At 34.4% G+C, this 25,862-nt stretch carries 28 protein-coding genes and 2 pseudogenes; 6 read left to right on the forward strand and 24 right to left on the reverse strand.

Annotated features, from left to right (window positions below; translation table 11 throughout):
- Positions 1 to 64 precede the first annotated feature (64 nt).
- Together ABWU55_RS02310 and ABWU55_RS02315 are read right to left on the reverse strand one after the other, a co-directional pair.
- Complete coding sequence (locus tag ABWU55_RS02310; protein WP_353286447.1) at positions 65 to 1,420, reverse strand: OTU domain-containing protein; 1,356 nt, start codon at positions 1,418 to 1,420, stop codon at positions 65 to 67.
- A 206-nt stretch (positions 1,421 to 1,626) separates the two neighbouring features.
- Positions 1,627 to 2,877 carry a hypothetical protein gene (locus tag ABWU55_RS02315; protein WP_353286448.1) on the reverse strand — a complete coding sequence of 417 codons (1,251 nt, stop codon included), beginning with the start codon at positions 2,875 to 2,877 and terminating at the stop codon, positions 1,627 to 1,629.
- Between the two features lie 968 nt (positions 2,878 to 3,845).
- Between ABWU55_RS02315 and ABWU55_RS02320 the strand changes: the two genes are divergently transcribed.
- On the forward strand, positions 3,846 to 4,199 hold the full coding sequence (locus tag ABWU55_RS02320) for a hypothetical protein (RefSeq protein WP_265024414.1): 354 nt from the start codon (positions 3,846 to 3,848) through the stop codon (positions 4,197 to 4,199).
- On the opposite strand, the pseudogene ABWU55_RS02325 reads toward ABWU55_RS02320, so the two are convergent.
- Positions 4,176 to 5,468, reverse strand: a pseudogene (locus ABWU55_RS02325) (IS4 family transposase). The gene ABWU55_RS02320 and the pseudogene ABWU55_RS02325 overlap by 24 nt on opposite strands.
- Before the next feature lie 87 nt (positions 5,469 to 5,555).
- On the opposite strand from ABWU55_RS02325, the gene ABWU55_RS02330 reads away from it, so the two are divergent.
- The 3 genes and pseudogenes from ABWU55_RS02330 (at position 5,556) to ABWU55_RS02340 (ending at position 9,786) form a co-directional block, all read left to right on the forward strand.
- Entirely contained in the window at positions 5,556 to 6,692 is a 1,137-nt protein-coding gene (locus tag ABWU55_RS02330) for a hypothetical protein (RefSeq protein ID WP_353286449.1), read from the forward strand.
- A gap of 154 nt (positions 6,693 to 6,846) precedes the next feature.
- Positions 6,847 to 8,793: an ankyrin repeat domain-containing protein gene (locus ABWU55_RS02335; RefSeq protein ID WP_353286450.1), complete on the forward strand. Its 1,947-nt coding sequence runs from the start codon at positions 6,847 to 6,849 to the stop codon at positions 8,791 to 8,793.
- Between the two features lie 170 nt (positions 8,794 to 8,963).
- Positions 8,964 to 9,786: pseudogene (locus ABWU55_RS02340) on the forward strand (IS5 family transposase).
- A gap of 34 nt (positions 9,787 to 9,820) precedes the next feature.
- Here ABWU55_RS02340 and ABWU55_RS02345 read toward each other — a convergent pair.
- Positions 9,821 to 10,267 carry a transposase gene (locus tag ABWU55_RS02345; protein ID WP_353286451.1) on the reverse strand — a complete coding sequence of 149 codons (447 nt, stop codon included), beginning with the start codon at positions 10,265 to 10,267 and terminating at the stop codon, positions 9,821 to 9,823.
- 56 nt (positions 10,268 to 10,323) lie between these two features.
- Positions 10,324 to 10,671, reverse strand: coding sequence for a transposase (locus ABWU55_RS02350; RefSeq protein ID WP_264378254.1), 348 nt, complete (start codon positions 10,669 to 10,671; stop codon positions 10,324 to 10,326).
- A 99-nt stretch (positions 10,672 to 10,770) separates the two neighbouring features.
- Here ABWU55_RS02350 and ABWU55_RS02355 point away from each other — a divergent pair, with 99 nt between their 5' ends.
- Complete coding sequence (locus ABWU55_RS02355; protein ID WP_264378253.1) at positions 10,771 to 11,361, forward strand: hypothetical protein; 591 nt, start codon at positions 10,771 to 10,773, stop codon at positions 11,359 to 11,361.
- Positions 11,354 to 11,488 carry a hypothetical protein gene (locus tag ABWU55_RS02360; RefSeq protein WP_264378252.1) on the forward strand — a complete coding sequence of 45 codons (135 nt, stop codon included), beginning with the start codon at positions 11,354 to 11,356 and terminating at the stop codon, positions 11,486 to 11,488. Before ABWU55_RS02355 ends, ABWU55_RS02360 begins: the two co-directional genes overlap by 8 nt.
- Before the next feature lie 465 nt (positions 11,489 to 11,953).
- On the opposite strand, the gene ABWU55_RS02365 is transcribed toward ABWU55_RS02360, so the two are convergent.
- From ABWU55_RS02365 to ABWU55_RS02455, 19 genes are all read right to left on the reverse strand, one after another.
- A complete protein-coding gene (locus ABWU55_RS02365) occupies positions 11,954 to 13,447 on the reverse strand; it encodes a recombinase family protein (protein ID WP_264378251.1) in 1,494 nt (497 codons plus the stop codon).
- Positions 13,440 to 13,880 carry a DUF2924 domain-containing protein gene (locus tag ABWU55_RS02370; protein WP_353286452.1) on the reverse strand — a complete coding sequence of 147 codons (441 nt, stop codon included), beginning with the start codon at positions 13,878 to 13,880 and terminating at the stop codon, positions 13,440 to 13,442. Before ABWU55_RS02370 ends, ABWU55_RS02365 begins: the two co-directional genes overlap by 8 nt.
- 4 nt (positions 13,881 to 13,884) lie before the next feature.
- A complete protein-coding gene (locus ABWU55_RS02375) occupies positions 13,885 to 14,382 on the reverse strand; it encodes an ankyrin repeat domain-containing protein (protein WP_353286453.1) in 498 nt (165 codons plus the stop codon).
- Positions 14,383 to 14,420: 38 nt separating this feature from the next.
- A complete protein-coding gene (locus ABWU55_RS02380) occupies positions 14,421 to 15,140 on the reverse strand; it encodes an ankyrin repeat domain-containing protein (RefSeq protein ID WP_353286454.1) in 720 nt (239 codons plus the stop codon).
- A gap of 167 nt (positions 15,141 to 15,307) precedes the next feature.
- A complete protein-coding gene (locus ABWU55_RS02385) occupies positions 15,308 to 16,474 on the reverse strand; it encodes a phage tail protein (protein ID WP_353286455.1) in 1,167 nt (388 codons plus the stop codon).
- Positions 16,475 to 16,752: 278 nt separating this feature from the next.
- Positions 16,753 to 17,553 (reverse strand): baseplate J/gp47 family protein, encoded by an 801-nt coding sequence (locus ABWU55_RS02390; protein ID WP_353286456.1) that lies wholly within the window; start codon positions 17,551 to 17,553, stop codon positions 16,753 to 16,755.
- A 2-nt stretch (positions 17,554 to 17,555) separates the two neighbouring features.
- Positions 17,556 to 17,891, reverse strand: coding sequence for a GPW/gp25 family protein (locus ABWU55_RS02395; RefSeq protein WP_264735441.1), 336 nt, complete (start codon positions 17,889 to 17,891; stop codon positions 17,556 to 17,558).
- Between the two features lie 7 nt (positions 17,892 to 17,898).
- On the reverse strand, positions 17,899 to 18,990 hold the full coding sequence (locus tag ABWU55_RS02400; RefSeq protein ID WP_264735442.1) for a YhcG family protein: 1,092 nt from the start codon (positions 18,988 to 18,990) through the stop codon (positions 17,899 to 17,901).
- Positions 18,974 to 19,228: a PAAR domain-containing protein gene (locus tag ABWU55_RS02405; protein WP_353286457.1), complete on the reverse strand. Its 255-nt coding sequence runs from the start codon at positions 19,226 to 19,228 to the stop codon at positions 18,974 to 18,976. The genes ABWU55_RS02400 and ABWU55_RS02405 overlap by 17 nt, the downstream gene beginning before the upstream one ends.
- The gene (locus ABWU55_RS02410) at positions 19,225 to 19,689 is read right to left on the reverse strand and encodes a phage baseplate assembly protein V (RefSeq protein WP_353286458.1); all 465 of its coding nucleotides are present in this window, start codon (positions 19,687 to 19,689) and stop codon (positions 19,225 to 19,227) included. The genes ABWU55_RS02405 and ABWU55_RS02410 overlap by 4 nt, the downstream gene beginning before the upstream one ends.
- A complete protein-coding gene (locus ABWU55_RS02415; protein ID WP_353286459.1) occupies positions 19,676 to 20,152 on the reverse strand; it encodes a hypothetical protein in 477 nt (158 codons plus the stop codon). Before ABWU55_RS02415 ends, ABWU55_RS02410 begins: the two co-directional genes overlap by 14 nt.
- A 9-nt stretch (positions 20,153 to 20,161) precedes the next feature.
- Complete coding sequence (locus ABWU55_RS02420; protein WP_386086961.1) at positions 20,162 to 20,653, reverse strand: phage tail protein; 492 nt, start codon at positions 20,651 to 20,653, stop codon at positions 20,162 to 20,164.
- A complete protein-coding gene (locus tag ABWU55_RS02425; protein WP_264378242.1) occupies positions 20,650 to 20,961 on the reverse strand; it encodes a hypothetical protein in 312 nt (103 codons plus the stop codon). Before ABWU55_RS02425 ends, ABWU55_RS02420 begins: the two co-directional genes overlap by 4 nt.
- Complete coding sequence (locus tag ABWU55_RS02430) at positions 20,961 to 21,965, reverse strand: major capsid protein (RefSeq protein ID WP_353286460.1); 1,005 nt, start codon at positions 21,963 to 21,965, stop codon at positions 20,961 to 20,963. The genes ABWU55_RS02425 and ABWU55_RS02430 overlap by 1 nt, the downstream gene beginning before the upstream one ends.
- Positions 21,966 to 21,989: 24 nt before the next feature.
- Positions 21,990 to 22,361, reverse strand: a complete 372-nt coding sequence (locus ABWU55_RS02435; RefSeq protein WP_353286461.1) for a head decoration protein — start codon at positions 22,359 to 22,361, stop codon at positions 21,990 to 21,992.
- Between the two features lie 145 nt (positions 22,362 to 22,506).
- A complete protein-coding gene (locus tag ABWU55_RS02440) occupies positions 22,507 to 23,520 on the reverse strand; it encodes a S49 family peptidase (protein WP_353286462.1) in 1,014 nt (337 codons plus the stop codon).
- Positions 23,520 to 24,938: a phage portal protein gene (locus ABWU55_RS02445; protein WP_353286463.1), complete on the reverse strand. Its 1,419-nt coding sequence runs from the start codon at positions 24,936 to 24,938 to the stop codon at positions 23,520 to 23,522. Before ABWU55_RS02445 ends, ABWU55_RS02440 begins: the two co-directional genes overlap by 1 nt.
- Positions 24,935 to 25,639 carry a glycoside hydrolase family 25 protein gene (locus ABWU55_RS02450; RefSeq protein ID WP_264686595.1) on the reverse strand — a complete coding sequence of 235 codons (705 nt, stop codon included), beginning with the start codon at positions 25,637 to 25,639 and terminating at the stop codon, positions 24,935 to 24,937. The genes ABWU55_RS02445 and ABWU55_RS02450 overlap by 4 nt, the downstream gene beginning before the upstream one ends.
- Positions 25,636 to 25,860, reverse strand: coding sequence for a gpW family head-tail joining protein (locus tag ABWU55_RS02455; protein WP_114517459.1), 225 nt, complete (start codon positions 25,858 to 25,860; stop codon positions 25,636 to 25,638). Before ABWU55_RS02455 ends, ABWU55_RS02450 begins: the two co-directional genes overlap by 4 nt.
- Positions 25,861 to 25,862 lie beyond the last annotated feature (2 nt).

Raw genomic sequence — 25,862 nt, forward strand, 5'->3', positions numbered from 1 at the left:
GAACTCCCTCAAGAGATTCTTTAACTCCTATCTCTCTACTAGAACTTAGCCCAGCTATATCATCCTACGGATTACTCCATATTCCTTTTTCTATTTCATGAAATTCCTTGCTAGCAGGAGAATCAATTATCTCTTTAACTTCCATATTAACAAAAATACCATCCTTTCCTTTATAGATCTGTACTAATCTGGATTTTATTCTATCTTGAATTTCATTTTTAATATTTATGATCTCATTCTCAACGTTCCGATTTCTAATCCTACTCCTATCTATATTATTTCTTAATATGTTCTCCAACTCATTAACAGTAAACTGATGGCCACGCTTACCTTCTGAAATGGAAAATAAATCTATATTATTAATAGCGTCTTCAGCATTTCCAATTTGACCATTTTTAACAATAGCTACTTTTAAAGTTTTCGAAGTATCAAAATTAAAATAAATCTTTTTAATATTTAACTTTTCTGCAATCTTTGTATCCAGCAAAGTAGAAAAACTACCTAGGAAGAAGTGTGTAAAAAACCCTGCTTTTTCTACAGAGTGTAAATAAGATGGAATCTGATCCACAAATGACTGAAATCTCGCTTCAAAAGATTTAAAATCCTCATCTTGCCGGCTTATACCAACTTCTTTACCTGCTTCCTCTATCAATAACTGTATTAACTCAAAGTCTTGTGGCCTTACTTTACCCATGACTCTTTTTAAGCCTTTTGCAAGCTCTTTATCATTATCAACAATATTCCTTTCAAGACCAAAATTATAATGGTTTCGTTTACCTGGTGCACCAACATGAAATAATTGTATTTGAATATCCCCATTACCATATGGAGGAAGTTGCACTTCACCAGAAACACTAATTGTTGCACTAAGCATTCCACTCATTGCTCTTATTTCAGGTTCACCTCCCCAAATATTAAGTTTTCTCATGTTTTCTAAGTAATCTTTGAAACTTAGTCCACTTTCACCTTCAACAAAATTTCTAAACTCGCTTTCATGAGAACTTATATGATCAACTACTCGATTGCGAAACACATTTCTTACTAAGTTTGCAAATGTATCATCATAATTGGCAGTACTTAAATTCCTTACCAAATTCCTAATACGATCTAAATCTTGAATTACAGCTCCTTCATCTCCAAATAGTACTTCATACCTTTGTCGAAATAAAGCATCGTCGTTTCTGACGGGTATTAAGTAAGCCATAGTAACAGACCAAAACAAGCAACTACCGTCTCCTGGAACATCGATTCTCTTAATCCGACTTCCACTTTCGGAATCAACATCAGATCTCCGATAACGCTTAAGTTGAGAAAATTCTTTAGCTTGCTCTATATATTGTATTTGATCCGATAATTCGGTAATCTTTGAATTAACGCCTTCTTTTTTTAGATGATCTGTTGGATATTGTATCTTAAACATAAAACCCCCTTCATTATATTGTATTAAACCCACTATACCAAGCTTATTATATAACAATCAGAGATATCAACAATAAAAGCTATTTTTCCCTATATACCAACTTATATATATAATATTTGTATTATAATGCAACACCTTTCTGACAGAAGCTAAAGTAGTAACAAGAAACCACCATATGTTTTATAGAGTTGCCTCATAATACCTCATTAATTACCCAACTCTAATTGCTCACATGCTTTACTTAAATTAACCTCAGTTAAGCTAGTAAACTCTTCAGCTGTAGATTTTCCATATGCTAGAAACTTATTCAATAAATCAGTATCTCTTTTTTCCAACATAGATCGTATGTAGCCTGCTTGTTTGGACCCCATAAACTCTTTAATCTGATCAGAATTAGCTTTATTTAATACCGCCCATACTGGTTCCATACAACCTCTATTAATTAAAGGAACTAACAACCTCCCTTGAAATACTGAACTACTCTTCATCTCTTTATTTAATAATAAGGCACGATGGCTATCAAATCCCTCTTTCGTCCACATATACATAAAAAGCTTTACTCCTTCATCTATACAAGACTCCGAATAATTTCCCAATTCTTTCATATACTTCAACCAAATATAATAACAATTCTCCGAAACATCACTTGGTTTTAAATAGTCAAATAGTCTTTGAAATTGATCAAAGCGAAGTGCACCCTGTAGAGTATCTAAACTACCATAATAACCATTTTCAGCTAAGTCTCTTTTTAGAAGTTCTGGATATTTATCAGGACTTATTTGACTAAAACAAAACTCGAATATTTCAGGATAACTATTACAACGACTACCTGCTGAATATACTGCTGTCTTCATGAAAATCTCATCCTTTTTCTGTGCACCCATCTCACTTTCAGGTAATAACTTTATTTTATTCCAGAAAAATTCAACTGCCTGTACTTGTTTAAAATCTATAGCACATTTAAGTCCATATTCGTATAGATGACGACCATCTAAATTTAGCTTAGAGATATAACCACTAACAAAATGTGACCAAAACTGCGCTAAAAGACCCGACCCGCAACACCTAACTAAGTGCTCATACTCCAATAGACTACTCTTACCTTGAGCTGATAATTCCTCTTTTCTTTCCTCAAACAAAGCAATAATATCTTCTTCTAGACAGTACCGACAGGCAATGGCATACTTATCAAAGAGATTACCTGAATCTGGCGCAATTAACTTTTTGCCTACCACTTGCCTATCAAGCTTAACTCCGTGTAAATTGTCTACTTTTTTCCAACAATCCTCACTAGACAGCACTTGTGCAAGAAAATTACGTCCTTTCTTGCCGCTTCTTTGGTGCAGAAGCCAATTTGCATAGCACCAGCGCTCAATTTGAAAAAGCTTAGATGCTCTATAGGGATCATCCTCTTTAATAGACGAAAATAAAACTTTTGGAATATCTGAACGCAGCATGATCACTCCTCTATGAATGGAAAAACATGGAAACTGTTACACCTAACATACACTTGTAACTTGATACCATTTTGAGTAAGATATCCCGTTTCTAAGTTTTGTCAATCATCAACTTGAAAAATTTTTTTAGACTTGAATAACTCTCAACAAAAGCCTCTTAATATGAGAGATACATGACGTTTTGTTTATTTTAAATTCTGTTTTTATAAGTTTATCTTAATACTTATTGTTGAATGAATTAATATTAATTTAATATTATATATCGCTAATAAATTAAGTAATATAACCATTTCCAATGGTCAAAACCAAGCGCGGTGAGAACTATTTTTTTTGGGATGTGTTGGTCTACCATGTGATACATACGAACTTTTTAATATAGTGATTTCATTGTACGCTAAAACTAGCCATATTAGCCCATTTCATCCATATCTACATACGAACTGTTTTGCCTAAGCTTATGAAAATAATTTAAATCCTCTATTTTTATAACCTTATTTTTACGCGGCTTGTTCTCACAAATATACGACCTTTTTTGCAATCTTAGGAAGAGTCAATAATTCAATTCTTTATAACACTAGCTAGCATGGTATCTTCACTAAAATATTTTTTGAAAAAGTTAGTTGATTTATAAATAATTCTCTACTAATACTGGCATGTGTTTGTTTATTCTGCTGAAGTGGCTCCGCAGGTTACTGTATAAGCTTCAGCAGTTTCCGTACTCCTTTAAAGTATAATTCATCATGATCTTATAGTAGTGATATCAAGTATAGGTCTTAACCATGTTGATTTATAGTAAAATTAGCTCGAATTTGGAGTCATAAGCAACTTTTAACCTCTCTATATACTCCATTGTTACTCACCATAAAAACTTAACAAAAATATGAGTAGTAAAAAGATTGTGTTGAAATTAGCTTGACCAATATTATATATTGTACATAATATATTCTATATCTAGGCTAGGAGGTAGTATGGTTACAGAGTCAGTAAAATATGTTGTAGAATCTATCAGTGAACAAAAGCTAGGAGAGGAATTAAATACTGAGCCATGGCATTCAAAAATTGAGTGTAATAGCAATGAGGGACCAACGCCTGAAGATGACATAACAGATTTAGATGACTATAGTTTGTTTGTTCAAGGAATAAGTAATCGTTCGGAATGTTATGACCTTGATCAGAGACATGAAACTAGGGAGGCTGTTGACACATGTGTAAAACATACATTGTCGTATCAGAGTGAAACTGATGATAGTGATTTATATTGGAAAAATTACCCTATTAGTCCAAGCATACGCGTCAAGTTAAGAGATTGTGAGCAAATTTAGAGAGGTTAAAGTGGATACTCTAGCCCTTCTACGTTTGTCTTTTAATGAAAATCGCGACCAAGTTATAGTGAGTTTTTTAAGAAATGCTTTTAAACTATTAATTTTGGTTAATACTAAAAATAACTCTCTAACCCGCCTTTTTAGCTCAATAAATGCCTTTGTTAAGCTAAGTTCTGTATTCTTTTTCACTTCTGTGCAACCAACTATGCCGTGAAATATAAGAATTGCGCACAATTTAGCATATAGTTCACATAATACTCTGCATGGCTTTCCTTTTAGCTTATCAAGCCTGATATGGCTTTTATACAATTTAAATAATAACTCAATTTGCCACCTTACTCTGTAAATCGTTAATACTTGCTCAGCACTAATTTTATTTTCTGGAACATTAGTTATAAATATTGACCAGTTCAACAATTTTTGATTTCTTTTAGAGGATCTGCGATCTTGCTAATCTATTAGCTTTCCTTCTTCTGGCCATAGACTGTTCTTCAGTTAGTTTCTGACATATAATTCTTACTCTAATTTTTGCTTCTTTTCCTAACAATACCTCGTTTTCTAAAAATCTCTAAACATTCTAATAACTCCATTTTTTGATTTGTTTCTACATCATATATGTTGGTATCGACGACTTATGAAATAAGCTCCTATTTTATTGATTTGTTTAAAAGAACTTGGCACAAAATAACCGAGATCAGATATTAGCAAATCATTGCTTAATATATTACTTAAATGTTTCCTATATCCCTGGTCTGATCTTACCCCCTCCGTTAAATTAAGTTGGTCTATTATCTGATTCATGTAGTCGAAAACTAATTGTAACTTTATTCCAGACTTAGTATTGCTTTCATAGCCACTGTAGCTAGTACCATAACCTTTATACATCTCTTCCATACTGTTAGGTAGAGTAATATAGGTACTGTCCAATAATTTAACACTATTAAATTGCTGTAAGATTTTGCAATCAACTTGCAAGATATTTTTAAAGAGAATCACAGATTCATTATAATCCTTTTCATAAATTCCACTGCTTCTTCAGTAAATCTAAAATCCAAACCTTGTTTTGTTATATCTCTCGTTTAGTAATTGACACATTGTTTCTACGCTACAATTATCAACTCCTATATTACCCAAGACCATGGCTTTTACGAATGATGAACCTTTTAGCTTTCTCTTTCTTTTTATAAACCTTGTTGTAATTGAGATTTTCTCTGCTTTTTCATTAAAAAATTCTTTGAGCTTTTTTGATAAGCAAGTTATTTTATTCATTGGTTCTCTCACTAAAAGTATATCTGGGAGAACTTATACCTTATTATTCTATCTCTTTCATACCTTTATTTCCTTAACTTGACGCGTATGATTAGTCCAAGAGACTCTGCTTTAATTAAGTTAGATCTACTACTGACTGAAAGTGAGAGAAGTCTAATTGATGAATTTCGTAAAGAGTTAAAAGATGTAGTAACAAAAAATGATCAAGGTTATAGGGATAAGCATGAAAATTTTACAAACACTGCTTTAGAGCGTATAGAGTGCATAACAAATAAATATTTGCAAAAAGGGATAAGACTCAATTCAAAATATAACGATGATAAGTATACTATAACAAGTTTAATTTTTAAGGAAATAAGAAATATCCCTAATAGAATACGACAGCATAAGGGATTACCACCTTATGAGAGTTTATCAGACGATAGTGAGACTATAACAAGTTTAGTTTCTAAGGGAATAAGAGATATTCCTGCCTACGAGGGTGTATCAGATGACAAAAATATAGGTATTATACGCAATATCATGAGTAATTTACTATTAAAAGGTGGAAGAGTAAAATGCAGTTCCTTTTATGATGATAAGTTATTGTATGCAACTTATGGGTTCAGTTATGAGATTTTTGCAGAACGTGAAGAAATCGATAACAAGCTAAAAAGTGTAGCAGATGAAGGTATTATAAACAGTAGTGCCCAAGGCAAAGCTTTACACGTAGAAATGGATAATGGATATTTTTATGTAAAATATTCGCAAGATAGCACTGTTGAGGTTGCAAAAGTTATAAATAATCCAAAAGTGAAAGATTTAAGTTTTAGACATCATATATTTCATGTTGGAAAGAGTATAGTAAGAGTTGAAAATGTAGGAGGAAAAAGAAATTATACAGACGTTTTAGAAGGTGGCATTGAAATGTCTTTTACTACTGAAGTAGGAAAGATTAGTATTCATCTACGTTCTAGTGATAAAGACAACAATACAATTGAAGTAAAGATAAGTGACGATGATAAGAAGAAACTTGATCAATTAAAAGATAAGGAAGAAATAGGAGAAAATTGCTTACTTGGTGGATATTCAGTACATGATGCGATTAAACGAGGATATTTTGAAAAACATGAAACACTACGTCAATCTTCTGAAAAAATTACCTTATCTAATGAAAAGAAAAAAAATAGTTGGTGTGAGATAGTAACAAATTCAAAACAGACAACAAGCCGTACTGTAGGGTAAATGCTACACTGCTTGATTGTCTAAAGATCTTATATTACTCACCATAAAAACTTAACAAAAGCTTAACGACGTGAGTAGTAAAAAGATTATGGTCATTGACTTAATGTTACATATCGCACACAATATATTATGTATCTTAGCGTAAGGGATAAGTATGGGTGAGTCTACTGGGATGGTAAAATCTATCATCAATCTACTAAAACCAAAATCCAAACCAGAACTATATGATATTGAATATGAATCAATTATAGAACATCTATCATCTAAAGCACATTTATTAAATGAGCTGATGAATGATATGTGGTACTCAGGAGATTTACCATCAGTTAGAAATCATAATGAACCAGCATCTTTGATGGATAGCAAACTTGGATTAAGTGAACAGATTTGTGTTTGGTTTGCTCTAGATTATGATCTTACGCCAAGTCAAAAAAATTTAAACAAGAAGTTACTTAGTGCTCTAAAATGTTTAGCTTCTAACTGTGGTTCATTTGATAATACTGAACCTCTTGAAGAATTTTTATATGACAATAAAAACAATAAAGATTTAAAAATAATTCTTAACCTCAAAAGAGGAGAATCTCAATCAACAGTATTGCATGCGATTGCAGGAGCAAATATTGGTGGATTTCGTCGCACAGGAAATCAGGCTATAGATTTACTCTTAGGAGCAGGTGCAGATCCTAACATACAAGATAATAAAGGAAAAACACCACTATACCTTGCTGCTGCTAAAGGTCATTACGATAATACAAACTCTCTTCTCTTGAAAGGAGCTAACCCTAATATAACAAGTAGAAAGGGGAGAACTCCACAACAAATAGCAACTAATAAACTCTGCTATAATATAGAAGAATTATTTCTAACTGATAAACAGAAAAAGTTAAATGCAGAATTGTATGACTTACTTGTACTCGATTCAGACTGCACTAAAAATTTAAAGGAGTTTTTAAGTAAGCATAAAAGAGATTCAGACCTAAAAGTGGTGCTAAATATTCGGCAAGGAATGGGTGAATCAAAAGTATTTTCTTATGTTGATCGTTTTTCTTGGGACAATGAAGGTCTTATTCAAGAGTTAAGAAAGATATTTTTAGAAGCAGGAGCATTAGATTATGCTATGAATATTTATCGTCAGCAAAAGGAAGGACAGGCCAGTACATTACTCGTCAATTTAACTTCAAATCAGAAGGAAAAGTTAAATAAGTTTTCTGATAAGGTGTTTCAAGCTCAAAATATGGCTGAACTTGAAGAGATTGTAAACGATGCTATAAAGTCTGGTGTACGATTAAACTATTCTCTTTCACAAGATTTCTTTTCAGGTAATGAGTACACTTTTACCGATTATGTGATGAAAAAAATCAGTGAATTAGAAAAAAATCCTAAAGTTGCTAGTAATATAATATGTCAATTAGTATCAAAAGGGGCAGTGTTTGGTAATACAGTTGATGCTAACACGCTGACATCAGAATTTAAAGAGCATAAAACTAACCTAAAAAAAGCTTATAGAGATTATATTAGCAATTCTCATAAATTTATTGAAATCGCAAAAAGTGCAACCAATAGCGAGCTAAAAGATGCAAGAGTAGACAACTCCGTTTTTTACTTAGAATATTCTAAAGATAGTAAAATAGACATTATAAAGATAACAGATGGGGTAAGGGATTTAGGTCTAACCGATGGAGAGGTAAACTGTGGAAGAAATATAGTAAAGATCGGTAAAAGTGCAGTAGAAATTAAAACTGAAGATGGCATAAGGAATTATACAGATCTTACAGAAGGCAGCAGTATAGTATTAACTTTCTATACTAGTTTGGGAAATGTAGACGTTAGGCTGTATCCTGACATACAGAATAAAAGCAAAATTATAGTAGAAGTGAGTAATAGAGAAGAAATATTAGAAAAATTCAAAGATCGCGAAGAAGAGTTAGGCAATGATTGCGAGCTTGGTAACTACTGGGTCTACGATGCTATTAAACAGGGATATTTTGAAAGATCTGGTGGATTAATGCGTCCTGAAGTAATAAGCGAGTCTAACAACAAATGGGCAGAACGTGAAGAATTAAGAAGGGTTTCTAATTCGAGGGAAGAAATTGCTAGGTAGAAGGTATTAAATATTAACTAAGATAATTAGCAATCTAAGAAACGAATTATCTTAAGCTCTACACAAATCACTCGCTCTTTTTTACAATTAATTTGGTTTATAGAACTACTAGAGGTTGTCCACAAACCAAGGAATACGTAGTATATAAAGAAAGAATATTGAGGTAAGAGATGAGGAAAAAATATCCAACAGATTTAAGTAAAAGGGAATGGGCAAGAATAGAAAAACACTTCAGAGTATCGTACAAGAAAGGAGGAAGGCCACCAAAATACAGTAAGTGTGAGATAGTAAATGCAATTCTTTATATACTGCGCACAGGATGTCAATGGCGCTATTTACCACACGATTTTCCGCCGTGGAAGGCTGTGCATGAACAGTTTAGAAGGTGGAAAAAGCAGGGAATTTTTGAGAAAATGAACTATGATATCACTAAATATAGTAGGTCAAAAATGGGAAGCCGAGCGCATGCATAGTGGACAGTCAATCGGTAAAAACCACGGAAAAAGGGGGGTCAAAGGTTATGATGGTGCGAAAAAGGTAAAGGGGAGAAAAAGACATATAATCACAGATACTCAAGGATTTGTGCTTGGTTGCTATGTAGGAGCTGCAAGCGAAAATGACAGAGATGGGGTGAAGATGGCATTGGACAATATGAAGGAAAAATACAGCAATATTAAGAAAATGTGGGCTGATATGGGATACCAAGGAAAAGATTTAAAGGATTACGTAAAGAGAGAATATGGGATAGATATTGAAATTGTCAAAAGGCCTCCATGTAGGTTTTGGGTGCATAAAGATACACCACTAGAACTATTGCCACAACGGGATCCTGGATTTTCAGTACAGCCGAGAAGGTGGGTGGTAGAGAGGACTTTTGCTTGGATCAATAGAAATAGAAGGCTATCAAAGGAGTACGATTTACTTACAACATCTACTGAAAGTTTCATATATCTGGCTATGAGTAAAGTTATGTTAAGTAGGGAATATGCTTGATTTACTGGTTTGTGGACAACCTCTATAGTATTTTCTAAAATGAATGATAAATTTCCATTATGGTATTACCAACCAAAAGTTGTAAGTCTGTACATTTATACATTAGAGGTCTGAGGCGGCTTTTGATGGTATGCCAACAGTGTTCTATAGGATTCAAATCTGGTGAATATGTTGGAAGATACAGCACATGACAGCCAAAAGACTCTATTAATGATTTTGTTTTAGTGGTCTTATGAAATGTAGCATTATCCATAACTATGGTTGTGCCAAGTGGCAATTTAGGTAATAACATCTTCTCCAACCATATATTAAATACCTCTTTGTCACACCCACCTTTGAAAGTCATTGGTGCAATAAATCTCATTCCAATCCACCCGGCTACTATACTGATTCTCTCTCGCTGGAATATCTGCATAAATTTTCTTTCCTCTTGGAGCACGTCCATATTCTCGGTATAACTTATTATCAACTCCTGCTTCATCTATATATAAGATGCTGGAATGGTCTATTTTTGAGATTTTATCAATAAATTGCTGCCTATCTTCTTGATTGCGCTCTTGATATAGTGTGACTTTTTTTTAAAGTAATTTTTAGCTGTTTTAGTCTATACCAAATTGAATTTATTCCAAATCCAAGATTTTGTTTCATCTCTGCCAGAGTATGGTCTGGATTCTTTGTAACATATTCTTCGAGTATTTTTGGGTCTATTTTTCGAATAAAGCTACCTTTTTTAGATGGCTTTAGGCTTTCACCAGCAGCTTTCTTTTTTAACCAGCGGTACAGAGTTGCTATTCCTATCTCCATGAGTTCTGCTATCTCAACCTTTGTCTTCCCTTTTTCTATCATCAATACTGCCTTTTCCCTTAAATCCACACTATATGCCATTATAACTCAAATACTTTATTATACCTTTATCATTTACTTTGGGAAATACTATAGTAGTAATCAAAATAAGATTTTTTCTTATAGTCAAGTTATAGTAAAATGAAATGCGATAAAGTTGCATTATTCTTTCTACAGCTAAATTTTTGCCTTAGCGTATTTATTGATCATATTCTAGAAGAGTTAGCTACTAATTGCAATCAAGCAGGATATGAACATATATATGGACCGTTTATGATGGAACTTTACGAGAAACATAAATTATTTATGAATGTCAATAGTGGTGTTGAGAGAAAAGTGTACATTGACTGCAAAAATCCAAATTCTGTAAAAGTTGAGTGTAAAATCCCCAAAGCACCTGTAAAGCTTCTAGATTTTTCTGAGAAAAAAATATGTGATATATCATTTTCAATGGAATTTACACTTGAATCTCAGAATGGTAAAGAGGGTCTAATATATAGAGACGGTAAGTTATTACTTGATGTTCCTGAGGAGTTAAAAAACTACCAAGATGGCGATAAGAGTTTATTTGATATTATAAGAGAATATTTCGAAAAATTTTGCAAAATATTAGGATTTACGTTTGCAACAAAAATAGAGCACAACTTAGGAAATGAATTGAAAGTAGACAGTCATGGCTATCTGGAAAATGTGGAACCTCCTGTCCGGAGCAATAATCATGCTCATGGTTAAAAAAGTATGCTCTATAAGCTCAAATGAGAAGAAATTACCTAATTTAAAAGTTTTACTTGATGATTATGGATTTTCTCAACTGCGCAGGATTCAAAGAAGGCTGGATAATAGACCTACTCAAGTTTAGTATTCGGCTTTGTAGCATTATACAACGCAAAATCCATACACCACATCTACTGCCACTGCGAAATAAAACATAAAACGCAACACAGCTCACCAATAATAACGCACCAACAACACCAGCCGCAATTGGTTGATTTGATGATTTTTCGTATATAGGGATTTCCTTCACTATAAAAACATGGTTCTATTTCAGCAGAAAAGGGTTGTTATGTGAGTTTGACTCTTGCTCAATAGTTTGCTCTGGTTTCATATGTAAATTGAAAATCTTTACTATTTATATTAATATACTCATATAATTTAATGTCAGTTTTTGTCACACTGGTTTACATCAAGACTATTTTTAACCTCTTCAACATCTGCTGGTGCATTAGAAGTCCTTCATATTTTGCAATAGTGGTTTCCTTATAAATCCTTGAGTTTTTTTTGCAACAGCTTTTCCTATTATTTTCGATGTTTTCATCTCCTCTTGTTAAACAATGCAATCAAGACCATAAAATTTCTCCAATTGCTCACTCCACAGCATCGGTATTTCTCTCAAATCAACTAATTTCAAATCTCTTGGCTGTCTCCCATTTACTATATCTTCTTTAATCTTCGGAGCTAAATAATTTAACCTTAAAATTTGTTGTACCCTTCTTGTACCTATATTAATTTTAACGCTCAGTTCCTTCACACTTGCATATTTTCCTGCCTCCAGTTGACGTTTCCAGGAATGGGCTCTCACCACTGCTTTCAGTAGCGCATTATTTGTTTTACCTTCTGGCTCAATTACTGTGCATTTCTTTCCTTTCTTTTTTATTGGTATAAATTCCACCTTATCCTCTAAACTCACCTCTATTCCATCTTCTTTTATCATTACTCCTTTTATTAACTTTTTCACTACTTCTTTCTGCTTTCCAAAATTTAAATTTTCCCATTTTTCTTCGGTCTTTTCTCTCCAATTTTCATATATCTGCTCCGCTTTTCTCATCACTTCTTTTTCTACTTCTCCTGCTACTATTGTTCGATTTACTGATTCACAATTCTTTCCCCTTAAGTGGTTATTACATACGTAGTATCGATATCTCTTATTCTCTTTTTTTGCATATGTCAGTGTCATATTTACACCACAGCTCTTGCACTTAATTATTCCCTTTAGCAGAGCTTCTTCATATTTTGCTTTTCTATATGGCTGATTCTTTATCAATTCTTGTGCTTTTTGCCATTTTTCCTCTTTTATTATTGCTTCATGCTTTCCCTCATACTCTTTCTCATAATGTCTTATCTTTCCCATATATATTGGATTTGTTACTATCCTCCTTACCGTGGCCTTTTTAAAGATATCTGATTTCGTACGGTACCCTTGGCTATTTAACTCTCTTGCCAACTCTGCCATTGACTTCAGCTCTATATACCTCTCAAATATATGTTTTACCAACTTTGCTTCTTTCTCATTTATTATTAATTCTTTATCTTTTACATCATACCCAAGCGGCAAAGTTCCACCCATCCATAGTCCTTGTTCTTTTGATGTTGCTATTTTATTTTTTACTCTCTCTACTATCATTTCTCTTTCTAGTTGTGCTGCTCCTGATAACACTGTTTGCACGAACTTTCCCATTGGCGTATTATTGTCAAATATCTGCGTTACTGCTACAAAATTTACTCTATGTCTTCTAAAAAATGACGTTACTTCGATGCTGTCTTTTGTTTCCCTTGATAACCTGTCTAGCGTATATACTACTACACAATCTACTTCTCCTTTTTTTACATCTTCAAACAACTCCTTTATCGCTGGTCTTTCTAAGTTTTTCCCTGAATATCCTCCATCATCGTACCTTTTGGCCAATGCTACCCAGCCTTCTTTGCTCTTTATATACTTTTCACATGCTACTCGCTGCGCATCTAAACTATTAAACTTTTGCTCCAGACCGTCTTCATTTGACTTTCTCGTATATATTCCACATCTTATCCCTTTACACATTTTCCTTTCCCTTTTGATCACGCAAACCAAATAGGAGCGGCCCATTGTAACTCATTCCCATTATTTTTCCAGCTACTGCTGACAATGACGTGAAAAATTCTTCTCGGTAGATTAAACCCTTATCTGTTACCATTACTGTATGAGTCTCTTCCCCTCTCTCTAGTATTAATTCTGTCCCTTCTACTGGTAATTTGTCGCTACTTATTCTCTTTCCCCTTTCTAGCCGATCTGCCAGATACTCTAGTCTTTTTGTTCCCTTTCTTGACATTTCTCCATACGCTTTTTCCTGCATTCTATAAGCTAATCTCGGTATCAGATATTTCTTTGAGTATCTAGGCGCTTCTTCCCCAAATACCTTCTTCCATATTCTTCTCAACTCTACCAACGCTTTTTTCTCTAAATTCATTACCTTCTTTTCTATTTCTTTCTCCATGCTTTTAGCCTCTCATAGAAGATTTCCCACTTTGCTGTTCAAATAACTTTTCAATTCTGTCTGTTTCTTTCTTTAATACCTCGGTTATCTTTTTGCTATTTTTAGCATAATCCATCGCTATCATTCCAAATTTATCCGCTTGCTCTATTTCTCCTCCAGCTTTTACCAGCTCCTCCACTATTTCTTTTTCACCTACCATGCACGCAAGGTGTAGAGGTATGCATTTATTTCCATATTCCTCAGCATTTACGTCTGCTCCTGATTTTATCAATTCCCTCACGATTTCTAGACGTTTCTCCGTTACCGCTAGGTGCAGTGCTGTGTATCCTTTCACATCTGCTGCATTCACATTCACTCCTTTTTCAACTAATAACTTCACTGTTTTTACCTCTACTGCATAATGCAGAGCTGTTCTTCCATTCTCGTCTCTTGCATAAATATTTTTATATGAGTTCTCTAATAATTCTTTTGCTGACTTATTAAATTTGCCAAGCTTTAACATAATCCACCTCACCTTTTCTTTAAATTTAAATCCCTCTTTTAAGCATTCCTTTTCGCTACCTCATCTATCATTTCGTTCACTTGGTTCATTATCTTGCTTGCTAAATTTTGACATTCTTTCTTTATTAGCGATTTGTCTCTCTTCCTTATTTCTCCTATCTCTATTATTTTTAGCTCTGGTAAATAACTCCCATTCAACATGTCTGCTATTTCTCCCACTAGCCTCTCTATTCCATAGCATGTCAGTTCTCTACTTTTTGTTATTCCTCCTTGTTCTCTCAGAAATTTACTCGCCTTTTCACTCTCTTTGCTATCACATAGACGATACTTTTCACTTTCCCAGATATAGTACATTGGTGTTGCACCGTACTTATTCAGTTGATTAACTTCAGCTCCGGCCTTTACCAGCTCTTTTATTATTTCAACTCCTGCTCCTCCTATTTTGCACGCAGAGTGCAGTGGCGTACATCCAGTGACATATTGAGTGGCATTTACTTCTGCTCCTTCTCTTAGCAGCACTTTTACATTTTCTAAACTTTTTGCGAATACTGCACAGTGTAGTGGCGTATAACCATTTTTATCTCTTGCATTTACCTCTGCTCCTTTTTTTATTAATAATCTCACTGTTTTGTAATCAGAGATTTCTACTGCTTGGTGCAATATCGTCTCTCCTTCTTCATTTCTTTTATTAATGTTTTTAAACCCTTTACTTGATACTTCTTTAAAAAACTTACTAAAAGATTCTTTGCTAAACTTCATACTTACCTCACAAAATTAGCTTTTCTAGCGCCAGATAAATTTCTTATGTTTACCTGCTGCTATTCAAGTCATGTCCGTTTTAGCATAAGAAAGCAAGTCTTTTTCTTTTTATTTCATACACTTTTACCTGTTATTAATATAATATATGAGGATCTAAATATAAGTACTTAACTTATTATAGATATAACTTGACTACTTTTCCAACTTCTGTGCAAATGTCGATGTTCATGCCACTTCAGTACTCCCGGGTAAAATACTAAAATGTGCTTTTCTAATTCGTGTATTGAGTCTTTTTGCTCTGAATCCAAATCATTTTTATAGTAAACGTTGTGTTCTGCTAAAACATATTTTCTGACCTTCTGATCTGTATAATTTTCTACTTTATAGTTGTGAGTAACGCTAAATCTTTCTAAAATTGGCTTATGTTTTAAATTCCAATATTGCCCTGAAAGTTTATCGCTTCCCAATACAAATTTATTTCCTCTTTCTTCTACGCTACTTACTGGAAAGCACGTATTTATGTCTCCTAAATCCCAACTGTCTGATAATACTATCTGCGCTTTTGCAAATTTAATCGATGGTAATAAACTCTGTGGTAATGGATATAGTGCTTTTAAGTTGTACCACAAATGATCTCTTTCATAGATGCCTTTATAATCCCTTGTGTAAGGCTCGGTTTCTCCAAGGATTGCTACATCTAGGCGATATATATCATTGCTTAAAGCTCGTTCATAATGATCGCGTAGATAGTTTTCTATAATCCTAATAACTGGACCACTAGACCTGAAAAAATTTACTCTTCCAAATGATAACACTGGTCCATTTTTTTCTATTTTTACCCCTGAATAATCAGAAAGAAGATCTCCAAATAAACTCTCATCCAATATAAATCTCTGCACATTATAATAATCGTTAAAAATCCTCATCAATCTGGATCTTACAGGCAGTGATAGTTTTGCCAGCTCTACTACTGCATCTACGAAGAAGTCATTTGGTACCTCTTTTATCCCTACTTGCAACTCAAAAAAGTGTTTACCGGGTGGCTCTTCAATAATTGTAATATCTTCTATATTTGCCCATTTTAATGCTATTTTTAGTGATGCTGGAGTTCCTCTCAGTCTTTGAAATTTTACTCCTTCTACTACGGCTTTTCTTTTATCCTTTATCCAACGTAGTATTTCCCCCAATTCATATCCCTCAATCAACCACGGCAATGTTTCTTCTTTAAGATTAAACTTAAATCCTTTGATACAGCTTGGATCAACCTTATAATCTATTGCATCAACCAGTGCTTGCTCTTGCTTTGTTGCGTTTGGCGGTAATAAACTTTTCATTTGTCTTTTCTTTCAAGTTGCTTTAATTTCCTTTATTTAGGTAGCTTATGAGTAAGCAAGAGATCATTGCAGAACTGATCAAAAATAAAGATGTTCTTAATATCAAAAACACTTTCCTTAATATTTGACCATATTATCCATACTTTAAAAAACAAATTACAACTTCTGGAAGAAAATCAATACTTTCCTCTCCCTAACATTGGATCCAGTAAACCTTAAACCACTTATTGCACGCAATCCCCTCACTGGTACGATTCCACAAAACAAAAAAATACGTTTTAAATCCTATCTAACTTGACGTAGCCAAGCACTGCACACTCATTCCCCAGAACCACAACATCCTCTCTTGGCTCGATTAATTCTACGTTTTCTACACCCTCTACAAACAAATTTGCTATTATCCAAGATCTTGTAACATTCCATCCCAGCCTTCTATTTGCTTCAAACTTCTTAATGAACTGCTTCTTGATTTCCTCCTTCGATATTACAGGACTTATGCTCATTCTGCTGTGAATATCTATTTCCGTAATATTGCAACCAATTACTGTTACTGTATCTGTTAAAACCCTTATATCATCTCTATTAACTTGCTTTCTTACAATTTTAAGTAGCTCTTCTAACACTATGCCAGTTATGGATAATTCTGTTGATAAGATTGAAATTTGTACTTTCCCTGGTATAGGTGATTCTACTAGTGCATCTTTTACTCTACTATCTGCTGACAGTGCATGATATTTATAATATTCCTTACTTCCTCCTGTTGACCAACCTGCTATCTTTGCTTTAATTCTTTTTCTAAATCGTTCATCATCTTCTTCTTTTTGCCTCTCCACTCCATAAAACTCAGCTAAATTATCAAGATCTTCTCCTGTCGCAAATTTTAGTAAATTGCTCTTTACTGATTCATTTATTCTTTGTCTTAGTAACAATTCCCTCCATGCTGCTACTTCTAATACCTTTATCGCTGGGTCACTTTCTACTAACGCTGAAAAGGTTTCATCTCTACACACTAACTCCTCCTTCATTCTGGAAAAGATTTCCTCATAGCTTAGTTTTTCAATAATATTAGATGTCTGCATTTCTAAACAACTACTCCACTAATACCTATGAATTTGCCTTCTGAAAGATACATACCTTCAAGTACAAGAGTCATTTTTCCTTCTTTAGCTTCAGCAATCTTTACTTTTTCTAACTTAAATCTCTTCTCAAATTTCCCCAGTGCTTCTGCTGTTGCTGCATAGATTTCCAAAGTTAAATCTCTATTTATTGGCTTATCCACCAATTCAAATAATCTTGACCCATAATCTCTCCTCATTATTCTACTGTTTACTGGAGTGGTCAGTATATCAATTATCGATTGCTTTAAGTGCTCTATTCCTTCTAACGCTTTTCCTGTTTTAGCATCCATTCCTCTCATATATTTTTCATGGCTCTGACTTAATACTTGCATGTTTTTCACGTGCTATAGAAATAGCCTTTCTCAACTTCTTTTCAAGAATTTCTTTAGAAGGAAGCTGTGTTAAATACTGTGCAACATGAATATTAGAGCCTTCGAGTTCAAGATATTCTATATCCTCTTGATCCTTATCAGCACATAAAATAATCCCTAACGGTTTTTCTTCACCTGCTTTTCGTTCATTTTTATCTAACCAATTTAAATACCATTCCATCTGTCCTTTATAAGCTGGTTCAAAGCGACCTATTTTTAGTTCTATTGCTATAAGACGTTTTAATCCTCTGTGAAAAAATAGCAGGTCCAAATACCTGTCAGTTGTTTTAGTACTCATCCTTTTTTGACGTGTTACAAAACAAAAATCACTCCCAAACTCTTGTAAAAATTTTGTCAATTCATCCAAGATTGTATTTTCTAGATCAGTCTCACTATAACTTGATGGCAATTCCATGAAGCTAAGGAAGTATGGGTCATGAAAAATGAATTCTGTTGCTAACATATTTTCTTCACGTAAATTTTTTATACTCCTTCTTATAAACTCTTCAGGTTTTTTTGCTAGCGCTGTACGTTCATACAACATAGTATCGATTTTACTACGTAGTGCTCTAACACTCCACCTTTCAATACGACACATTTCTATATAATAATTACGCTTCAGCTCATCAGAAATTGCAATAATTTCTACAAAATGTGACCAACTCAATTGTTGTGACAGTGTCGCGACAATTTCTTGATCAGAAAAGAATTTAGAAAATTGCACCATACGAAATAATGACGCTCTATCAAAACCACGTCCATATTTAATCTGAAGTTCTTTTGCAAGTTGGGAGATGATTTGCTTCCCATAATCTGCACGTTTGTGCTTTAGAATATCTTGATCAATTCTGGAGCCAATTTCCCAGTTTAACAATACTAGAGTAGAATTGAATTGAACAGAAAGATGATTCTTTGCTCTATCTATTAAATTACTAATGTCTCCTAATAGGCTAGTAGTTATATCCATATTCATAACTTTACTTTTGGTAAGTATAGCAGATGGTTTATTTTTATCCTGAAAAAACATTACTACTACCACTTATTACTTTAGAACCACAAGATATTGAATCTCCAACTCTTCCTATACTATAGCCATTTGCAAACACTTTTTTTGATCCTTCAATTAATACTCTACCTTCTGTAAAATTATCTCCTTTTCGGCAAACTGGCTTACCATTTACAAAAACATTGTTACTGCCGCTAATGCAGAAATGTGGTATAGCTTCTCCACAGTAATCTCCTAACCTCACTATTCCTTTGTTCAATTTAAGTCGATCCTTTCTGCTTTCAGTTTTATTCCACTTCTTGTCATTTCTATTCTCGATTCCCCAGCTTTCAGTGTTATTTTGTCTACTACTTCAATCTCTAAATGATGTTTTTCCTTATCATATAACAATCTTGTTCCATCTTGAAACTTCACACTATTTATTTCTTTTTTATTCTCTGGTGCAGGGTATTTTTTCTGATATATTCCTCCTAATACCACTCCTAATGATAGTTCACCAAAAGGAGAAAATACCACAACTTGTTCATCGATACCTGGTGAAGACCAATTTCTATCTTTTCCTGCTTTACTTGTTATCCACGGTAAATAATCTGTTAAAAATTCGCCTATTTTCACTCTTACTTTTGCTTTTTCATAATCTATTTCTTTTACCAATCCAATACGGATAATATTCGCTAATTTTCTATTTAGCTCTGAAATCGCGAAACTATGGTCTAACATGCACTTCACCTATCTCAATAACATGTGGCATTATGCCAGTTGACCATACTGATTTACCTGCATGCACTTCATGAGTCCACTCCACTAACCACACTAAATATGCATCTAATTCGGGTCTAAATCCATCAGGCTCTGCAGAAAGAAATTCAGCCGGAGACACATTCTTTTCCCAGGTATTCTTGTTCACTACTCTCGCAACCTCAGCAGCTAATGTTCTAACAACTACCGAGGAATCCTCTACTGTTCCATCAACTACAATTCTCGCTTCAAATCTTGCTTTCAGGGCTAATTCCTCTGTTCCAGGATCTTTTCCCGATTCTAAACTCACAAGCTCTACAAATACCGCTGGCGCTAATAATTCTTTTCTTATTGCTGGATAAATTTCACATGTCTGTATAGACGGTATTTCTTCCTTCAGTGTGCTGCAAATTGCTTGATGTAAATCTTTCCAGAACTTTGTCATGCATATAATTTAACTCATGTAATGTATAAAATATTTTTCAAATACCTTTTCAACTTCATAATTAACAAGATTCCCTATTATCCTTGAAGCCTCTGGTTTCAGTGACAATTTAACTTCCTTTATTGGCAATGCTGCTCTTCCTTCACGTTTAAAAATACCGCTATTTCCTTTTGGCATAACTGCTGCAAATCCTCCTATAAACTCATGCTTTCCTACTTTCGATCCTCTTCTTGTTTTTTGTATTTTACCAATTGTTGATGCTCTAATGTCATAGAGATTTGCTCTAATCAACACGTCTAATCTGCTAGTTTTCGCCTTAAAAATTCTTAATCTCTTTCTTATCAAACTTAATTTTACCTTCTTTTCCTCACTGATTTCCTTAGCTGCTTGCGCTTTTAACCATAGTGCCGTTTTGTTTAACGCTTTTATAGCTGCCAGTTTTATTTTCTGCTCTTTTCTTTCAATATTGGAGATTATTTCATTAATATTGTTACTAATCAAACACTTTCTATTGCCTCAATTTTCCATATTTTACTTGAAGAATCTTTTAACGGTGGTTCAAAAATCTTGTAGAACCTTTTTTCAATCTTGATATAATCACCTATGCTAAAGGAAGTAACGTCCTGATCACGTATTTCTATAGAAGCAATTTGCTGAGTTAATTCTCCACCTGCACCTAAAGAGTACGTAGTCTCAGGACGTTTAATTAGCACTTTTATTTTACGAATGCCCTCCTTATTTTTATTACAATATATGGCTTCCACTCCTAGATGATCAAAACAATCTTCTAATAATCTTCCTATATTCATCAACTAGAACTAATTTTTACCAAAACGGCCGGACGATGGCACATTGGCAATGGATTCGACTGCGTATGCAAATCAGTTCCTCTATCAAACCTTCTTGGCTCTTGTTTTGCATAGAGTGGCTGTCCAAGAGTATTTACTGTCTCATTAAAATCTGCTGGTGCAAAATATGTTGTAAATGTGCTTGCTGTTCCTAGTGGAAAACAGTGTCCCGTATCTTTCTCAATAAATCTTCTTACGGTTCCTTCAGGATCTGTTGCTTGCCCTCTATATTCCTCAAATGTTATTCCGCAAAATGTAAATCCTGATCTCATGTCGTTCCTTAGTGCTGCACCTTCTTGCCATCTTTCATATGCTTCTTTTACTTTAACGTGAGAGGTTAGTGCATCAAAAAACTCAGGACTTACCAGCGCATGAATCCCAGTCATATATTCACCACTTAAGTTGTCCTCAACATGGCGCAATACTTCCAGACACTTACGCTTTACATCTGTTGTTGCTGTTCCCAGGGCAAAATTTACTACTTTTGGTGTAATTTCAAACTCGTTATACAGATTTAATAACTCTGACCCGTCAGCATCTAAAATTATTCCTTTGAGCGCTCCCATACGCAAATGCTCCAACGTTATTGCATGTTTGTTTCTCATTAGCTGCAAATGATCAGTTATTACATCTGCAAGCGCTTTAAGTTCACTCTCTGATCCAAATGCCCTTATTCCTTGTACTTCTTCTGGCAGCACTACATCATCATGCGGAATATGCGGAATCGTAAATGTTCTTACCTTTCTTTTGCCACGTTTTCCTACTGTTGCTGGTGCTCCGGGTAACTGCGTTGGTAATAAACTTAATACTCCGTTGTGTTCTTCTATGGTAATATGTCTAAATCTTACTGACCTACTTGGAAACAAATTTAGATTTTCAACTCGTCCATAATTTATCGGCAATATATTCATCGCATTTGTTAGTGCCGTCATGCTAAATGCTGTATTTGTAAATGGATTTTGCATTCTTTTTCTCCTTATTAATTTTAGTTAAACTCCCTTGCGGATAATGATCCCTCGTCCTTCAAGTTGCTTTATTGCTGCATTTTTCTGCTCTTCAGTGATATTTGCTGGCCACACAATTGCATGATCTGCTAGTATTGCACCACGAGTAATAATTACTGCTTTGGCATTTTCTGTCGCATTTACATCACTTACTATTGCACCTATTGCTGTTTGTGTGCCATCTGTTCCAACAGGATTAAGTACTCTAATAAAACCATCTTCCGTCTTTTTGGCGACTACTGCACCAAGCTTAAGATTTTGACCTTTAGCTACTGTTATTTGATCTCTTGAATATAGGTTGGACACTTCATATTTCAGAAGATCGCCTAAATTATTTCCTTCAGTTATACTTATCATGTCTTTTTCTCTCCTTTTTTTATTTTTTTACCGCCGCGTTTACAATTGCTATACACCGCGGTTATTACCTTATAATTAGCCATTATGGCGCATTTTGGACACTTATTTACCGCAGAGCACTATATACGGCGGTTATAAAAATACTTTAACTCCTACGACTTCTTGCTACCTGTGTCATCAAATCTTCCTGCGAATTCTGTGGTACTGCACTCAGTATCTCTGTCTTCTTCGTTCTTTCTGCAAGTAATTCCATCAAAACCTCCCTTGCTTGCTCAACACTTACGCTTTGCTCAATAAATTCTCCTATCTTTTCTGGCATCTTTGATACATTACATAATCTTATTATCTCTAAAACTTCTCTACGACAGTTCTCCTCAATAGTTGTCATACTAACACTCCTACTTTTATGATTGTTGATAAATTCAAAAAATGTTGTAACTCCATCTGCAAGACCTATTTCTACTGCTTTCTCGCCAAAATACAGCCCTGCTTCTGTTGATCGAATCTTTTCAATTGAAAGACCTCTGTTCCTTGCTATCAGCTGCACAAACATTTCATATAGTCGGTCTACTTCTTTTTGTAAGCTTCCCAGACTTTCAGACGTCATTGGCTCATGCGGGTTTAAATCATTCTTTCGACTACCAGCAAAGATTGTGGTGTACTTAATACCTTGCTTTTCATCAAACCTACTTTGATCTATATGACTTGCTATTACTCCTATACTCCCAACTCCTGAAGTGCGGGTGAGAAAAATCTTTTCAGCGCTAGAAGCTATAGCATATGCAGCAGAATATGCATCATCATTTGCTATTGCTATTATCCTCTTTTTTCCTCTTGCACTATAGATAAAATCAGCTAGGTCAAAGACACCGTTTACTTCCCCTCCTGGACTGTATATGTCAAGTAGAATCGTCTCTATGCTTTTATCTTCTAAAGCACTCTCTATCTCTTCATGAATATTTTCATACGAAGTCATGTCTAAAATATGATCAAAAGCTTCTGTTTTTTTAGTCAAAACTCCATAAATACGTATTATTGCTATTCCTTTTGGGTTTATATGAAAATGCTTTAAGTTCTTAAAGATAGGTTGTTTGCTGTTATATAATGATAGTAGTTCAAAGCTTCTTCTCTCTACCATTATTGGTTTATTTATCCACATCACCTTCCTTCCCTTTTATGATTAACATCAGAATCGAAACAAAGTCCAAAAGAATCAGCACGCTTTTGATCTTCTGCTATTTCTTGGTCAATTTCTTCTACATCGTAACCCATTTCTGAAACTACTTCTGAGCGACTCTTGAAGCCATTTCTTACCGCCATTTGCTGTGCTTGCTGATCTTTAAGAGGATCCACCCAATCAAATCCCTGTGGTATCCATTTTACTTCTTCTTTCGCTGCTTTTACTACTTTTTCATCTATACGAAGTTCTCCAGAAAGTACTGCTAATTCTAGCCATCTATTCCAAATAGGTCTACAAAACTGGAACACTATCACGTTATGCTGTAACATTGCACACCTTCTGCGAAACTCTATCAGCCCTGCTCGAATGGATGAATAATTAACACCTGTTAAATCTCCTGTTAGCTGCTCATATGTTATTCCTGTACCTATTGCTATTGCCCTCAGTTGCTGTCTCATGAATGCTTCATAACTTCCTCCAACATCTGATGGCTCTGAAAATTTTATATCTTCTCCTGGGTCTAAAAGCTGCATTGTTCCAGGTTCCAGGCCAGATAGTGCTACTCCTTGCTCACTTGCTTCACCTTCTCCCATGATATTTGCTTCTGGATCGAGTCTCGTAATAAATCCAGCAAACATTGCTGCAGTTCTCTTTCTCACCAGCTCTGCATCATCATATTGATCAAGCTCATAAAGCTTCAGCAGTATATTAGAAAGCCAAGGCTCCCCTCTGATTTGCCCAGGTCTTAATGGTCTATAAATATGTAAAACATCATTTGCTGGCACTCTCACTGATTCACCAAACGAGCCTTCACCAGGGTGTTCTTTAAATAGGTAATATGCTTCTCTTTGCCCAAGCTTGTTAAACTCAATCCCGTTTCTTATTACATTACCATTTCCTAAAGTTTGATTTGTTTTATTATCTAAATGTTCAGACTCAAGTACTTGCAGTTGTAATGGCACAGAAAATCTATCTTCCAGCTTTCTCGTTCTTAAACGTACAAAACATTCTCCCCCCTCTATCATACTTCTGCATACTAGAGCTTGTAATCCATAAAAATCACTTATTCCACAGCTATCTGCTTCATCTGTCCATTTTAGCCATAATTCTTGCACTTTCTTTCGAAATTCTCCATCTCTTGCTTTTGATTGTGGTTTTATTCCTGTTCCAATAGAGTTACTTACTATTGTATCAATGATATTTGCTGCATATGGATTTTTTCTTACCATATCCCGAGAGCGGCTACGTAAGTGCCCAAGGCTCTGAGAAAGTAAATTATTTATGCTTCCTGTTTCTCCTTGCCAATACATCACTCTTCTTCCTGAGCCTGACGCATCCCAAGCAGAACTTTTGATTTTTGGCTTACTAAATAGTTGTTTGAAATTTTTCAGCATCATACTAACCAAAATTCTCTTAATTCTTTCAAAGTTCCGTTAAATTTATTTCTGTCACATTTTCCGATTCCTTCTACTTCATGTGGCTCTGGATTTGTTTTACCGTCAGTATATTGCCATAAAATCCAATCATTCCAGCCTTTTGGTAATGTGAGCTCTTTTCTCCAGCTTGCTATCCATAATGGACATTTTGTCAAAGTTGGCGTGGCAAAATCCTTAAGAAAATAGCTACTGCCATAAATTAGGGGTAATCTTCCTGTTACTTCTTCAACTCTCTTTACAAATTCCTCAGCTTGCTTAACTGCAATATTTTTGCCACTTTTGTTTTCTTCAATATCCAGCGCAAGTATGGTATTTTTGCTTTCGCCTACCGTTTTTAGAAAATGATCAGCTTGATTCTTGCCGTTTCCTTCTGTGCCAAAATGATATGCTCCCCAGAGTAATCCTTCTTCTTCAGCTTTCTTTCTTCTCTTCGCATACTTTGAATCCACATATTTTAGCCCTTGTGTTGCCTTGTGAATTACTCCAACTATACCATTCTCTTTGTCTAGCTTAAAATTCACATTTTCTTGCCAATGTGACAAATCTATTATTCCATTTACTGGACTCTCTCTATTCTCCCATAGTTTTATAAAAGTTTTTAATTGCTCTAAAAATTCAGAATATTCCTCTTTTACAACTTTTCTCAGAAAATTTTCCCTCATATAACTCCTTTATTTGTTGCAAAAATAATCTTTCGTTTAGGCTTCATTCCAGCAATCTTTAGTTCACCTTTGATGCGTTGTCTGAGGCTGAGCAAATCATTTATCTGAACTTCAGCATATCTCACCACATGGTCACCATATGCAATTGATACCACTCTTTCGCCACTCTGAAGCTTCTTTATTGCTTGTTCAACTTGAATTAGATAATCTTCGTTATACATTT

The sequence above is a fragment of the Wolbachia endosymbiont (group A) of Crataerina pallida genome (assembly GCF_964028475.1).
Lineage (GTDB): Bacteria > Pseudomonadota > Alphaproteobacteria > Rickettsiales > Anaplasmataceae > Wolbachia > Wolbachia pipientis.

Excerpts from the sequence above, each read along its gene's own strand:
- ABWU55_RS02310 (WP_353286447.1), bottom strand. The coding sequence starts at position 1,420 with ATGTTTAAGATACAATATCCAACAGATCATCTAAAAAAAGAAGGCGTT.
- ABWU55_RS02315 (WP_353286448.1), bottom strand. The coding sequence starts at position 2,877 with ATGCTGCGTTCAGATATTCCAAAAGTTTTATTTTCGTCTATTAAAGAG.
- ABWU55_RS02320 (WP_265024414.1), top strand. The coding sequence starts at position 3,846 with ATGGTTACAGAGTCAGTAAAATATGTTGTAGAATCTATCAGTGAACAA.
- ABWU55_RS02330 (WP_353286449.1), top strand. The coding sequence starts at position 5,556 with ATGATTAGTCCAAGAGACTCTGCTTTAATTAAGTTAGATCTACTACTG.
- ABWU55_RS02335 (WP_353286450.1), top strand. The coding sequence starts at position 6,847 with ATGGGTGAGTCTACTGGGATGGTAAAATCTATCATCAATCTACTAAAA.
- ABWU55_RS02345 (WP_353286451.1), bottom strand. The coding sequence starts at position 10,267 with ATGAAGCAGGAGTTGATAATAAGTTATACCGAGAATATGGACGTGCTC.
- ABWU55_RS02350 (WP_264378254.1), bottom strand. The coding sequence starts at position 10,671 with ATGGCATATAGTGTGGATTTAAGGGAAAAGGCAGTATTGATGATAGAA.
- ABWU55_RS02355 (WP_264378253.1), top strand. The coding sequence starts at position 10,771 with ATGAAATGCGATAAAGTTGCATTATTCTTTCTACAGCTAAATTTTTGC.
- ABWU55_RS02360 (WP_264378252.1), top strand. The coding sequence starts at position 11,354 with ATGGTTAAAAAAGTATGCTCTATAAGCTCAAATGAGAAGAAATTACCT.
- ABWU55_RS02365 (WP_264378251.1), bottom strand. The coding sequence starts at position 13,447 with ATGTGTAAAGGGATAAGATGTGGAATATATACGAGAAAGTCAAATGAA.
- ABWU55_RS02370 (WP_353286452.1), bottom strand. The coding sequence starts at position 13,880 with ATGGAGAAAGAAATAGAAAAGAAGGTAATGAATTTAGAGAAAAAAGCG.
- ABWU55_RS02375 (WP_353286453.1), bottom strand. The coding sequence starts at position 14,382 with ATGTTAAAGCTTGGCAAATTTAATAAGTCAGCAAAAGAATTATTAGAG.
- ABWU55_RS02380 (WP_353286454.1), bottom strand. The coding sequence starts at position 15,140 with ATGAAGTTTAGCAAAGAATCTTTTAGTAAGTTTTTTAAAGAAGTATCA.
- ABWU55_RS02385 (WP_353286455.1), bottom strand. The coding sequence starts at position 16,474 with ATGAAAAGTTTATTACCGCCAAACGCAACAAAGCAAGAGCAAGCACTG.
- ABWU55_RS02390 (WP_353286456.1), bottom strand. The coding sequence starts at position 17,553 with ATGCAGACATCTAATATTATTGAAAAACTAAGCTATGAGGAAATCTTT.
- ABWU55_RS02395 (WP_264735441.1), bottom strand. The coding sequence starts at position 17,891 with ATGAGAGGAATGGATGCTAAAACAGGAAAAGCGTTAGAAGGAATAGAG.
- ABWU55_RS02400 (WP_264735442.1), bottom strand. The coding sequence starts at position 18,990 with ATGTTTTTTCAGGATAAAAATAAACCATCTGCTATACTTACCAAAAGT.
- ABWU55_RS02410 (WP_353286458.1), bottom strand. The coding sequence starts at position 19,689 with ATGTTAGACCATAGTTTCGCGATTTCAGAGCTAAATAGAAAATTAGCG.
- ABWU55_RS02415 (WP_353286459.1), bottom strand. The coding sequence starts at position 20,152 with ATGACAAAGTTCTGGAAAGATTTACATCAAGCAATTTGCAGCACACTG.
- ABWU55_RS02425 (WP_264378242.1), bottom strand. The coding sequence starts at position 20,961 with ATGAATATAGGAAGATTATTAGAAGATTGTTTTGATCATCTAGGAGTG.
- ABWU55_RS02430 (WP_353286460.1), bottom strand. The coding sequence starts at position 21,965 with ATGCAAAATCCATTTACAAATACAGCATTTAGCATGACGGCACTAACA.
- ABWU55_RS02435 (WP_353286461.1), bottom strand. The coding sequence starts at position 22,361 with ATGATAAGTATAACTGAAGGAAATAATTTAGGCGATCTTCTGAAATAT.
- ABWU55_RS02440 (WP_353286462.1), bottom strand. The coding sequence starts at position 23,520 with ATGTGGATAAATAAACCAATAATGGTAGAGAGAAGAAGCTTTGAACTA.
- ABWU55_RS02445 (WP_353286463.1), bottom strand. The coding sequence starts at position 24,938 with ATGATGCTGAAAAATTTCAAACAACTATTTAGTAAGCCAAAAATCAAA.
- ABWU55_RS02450 (WP_264686595.1), bottom strand. The coding sequence starts at position 25,639 with ATGAGGGAAAATTTTCTGAGAAAAGTTGTAAAAGAGGAATATTCTGAA.
- ABWU55_RS02455 (WP_114517459.1), bottom strand. The coding sequence starts at position 25,860 with ATGTATAACGAAGATTATCTAATTCAAGTTGAACAAGCAATAAAGAAG.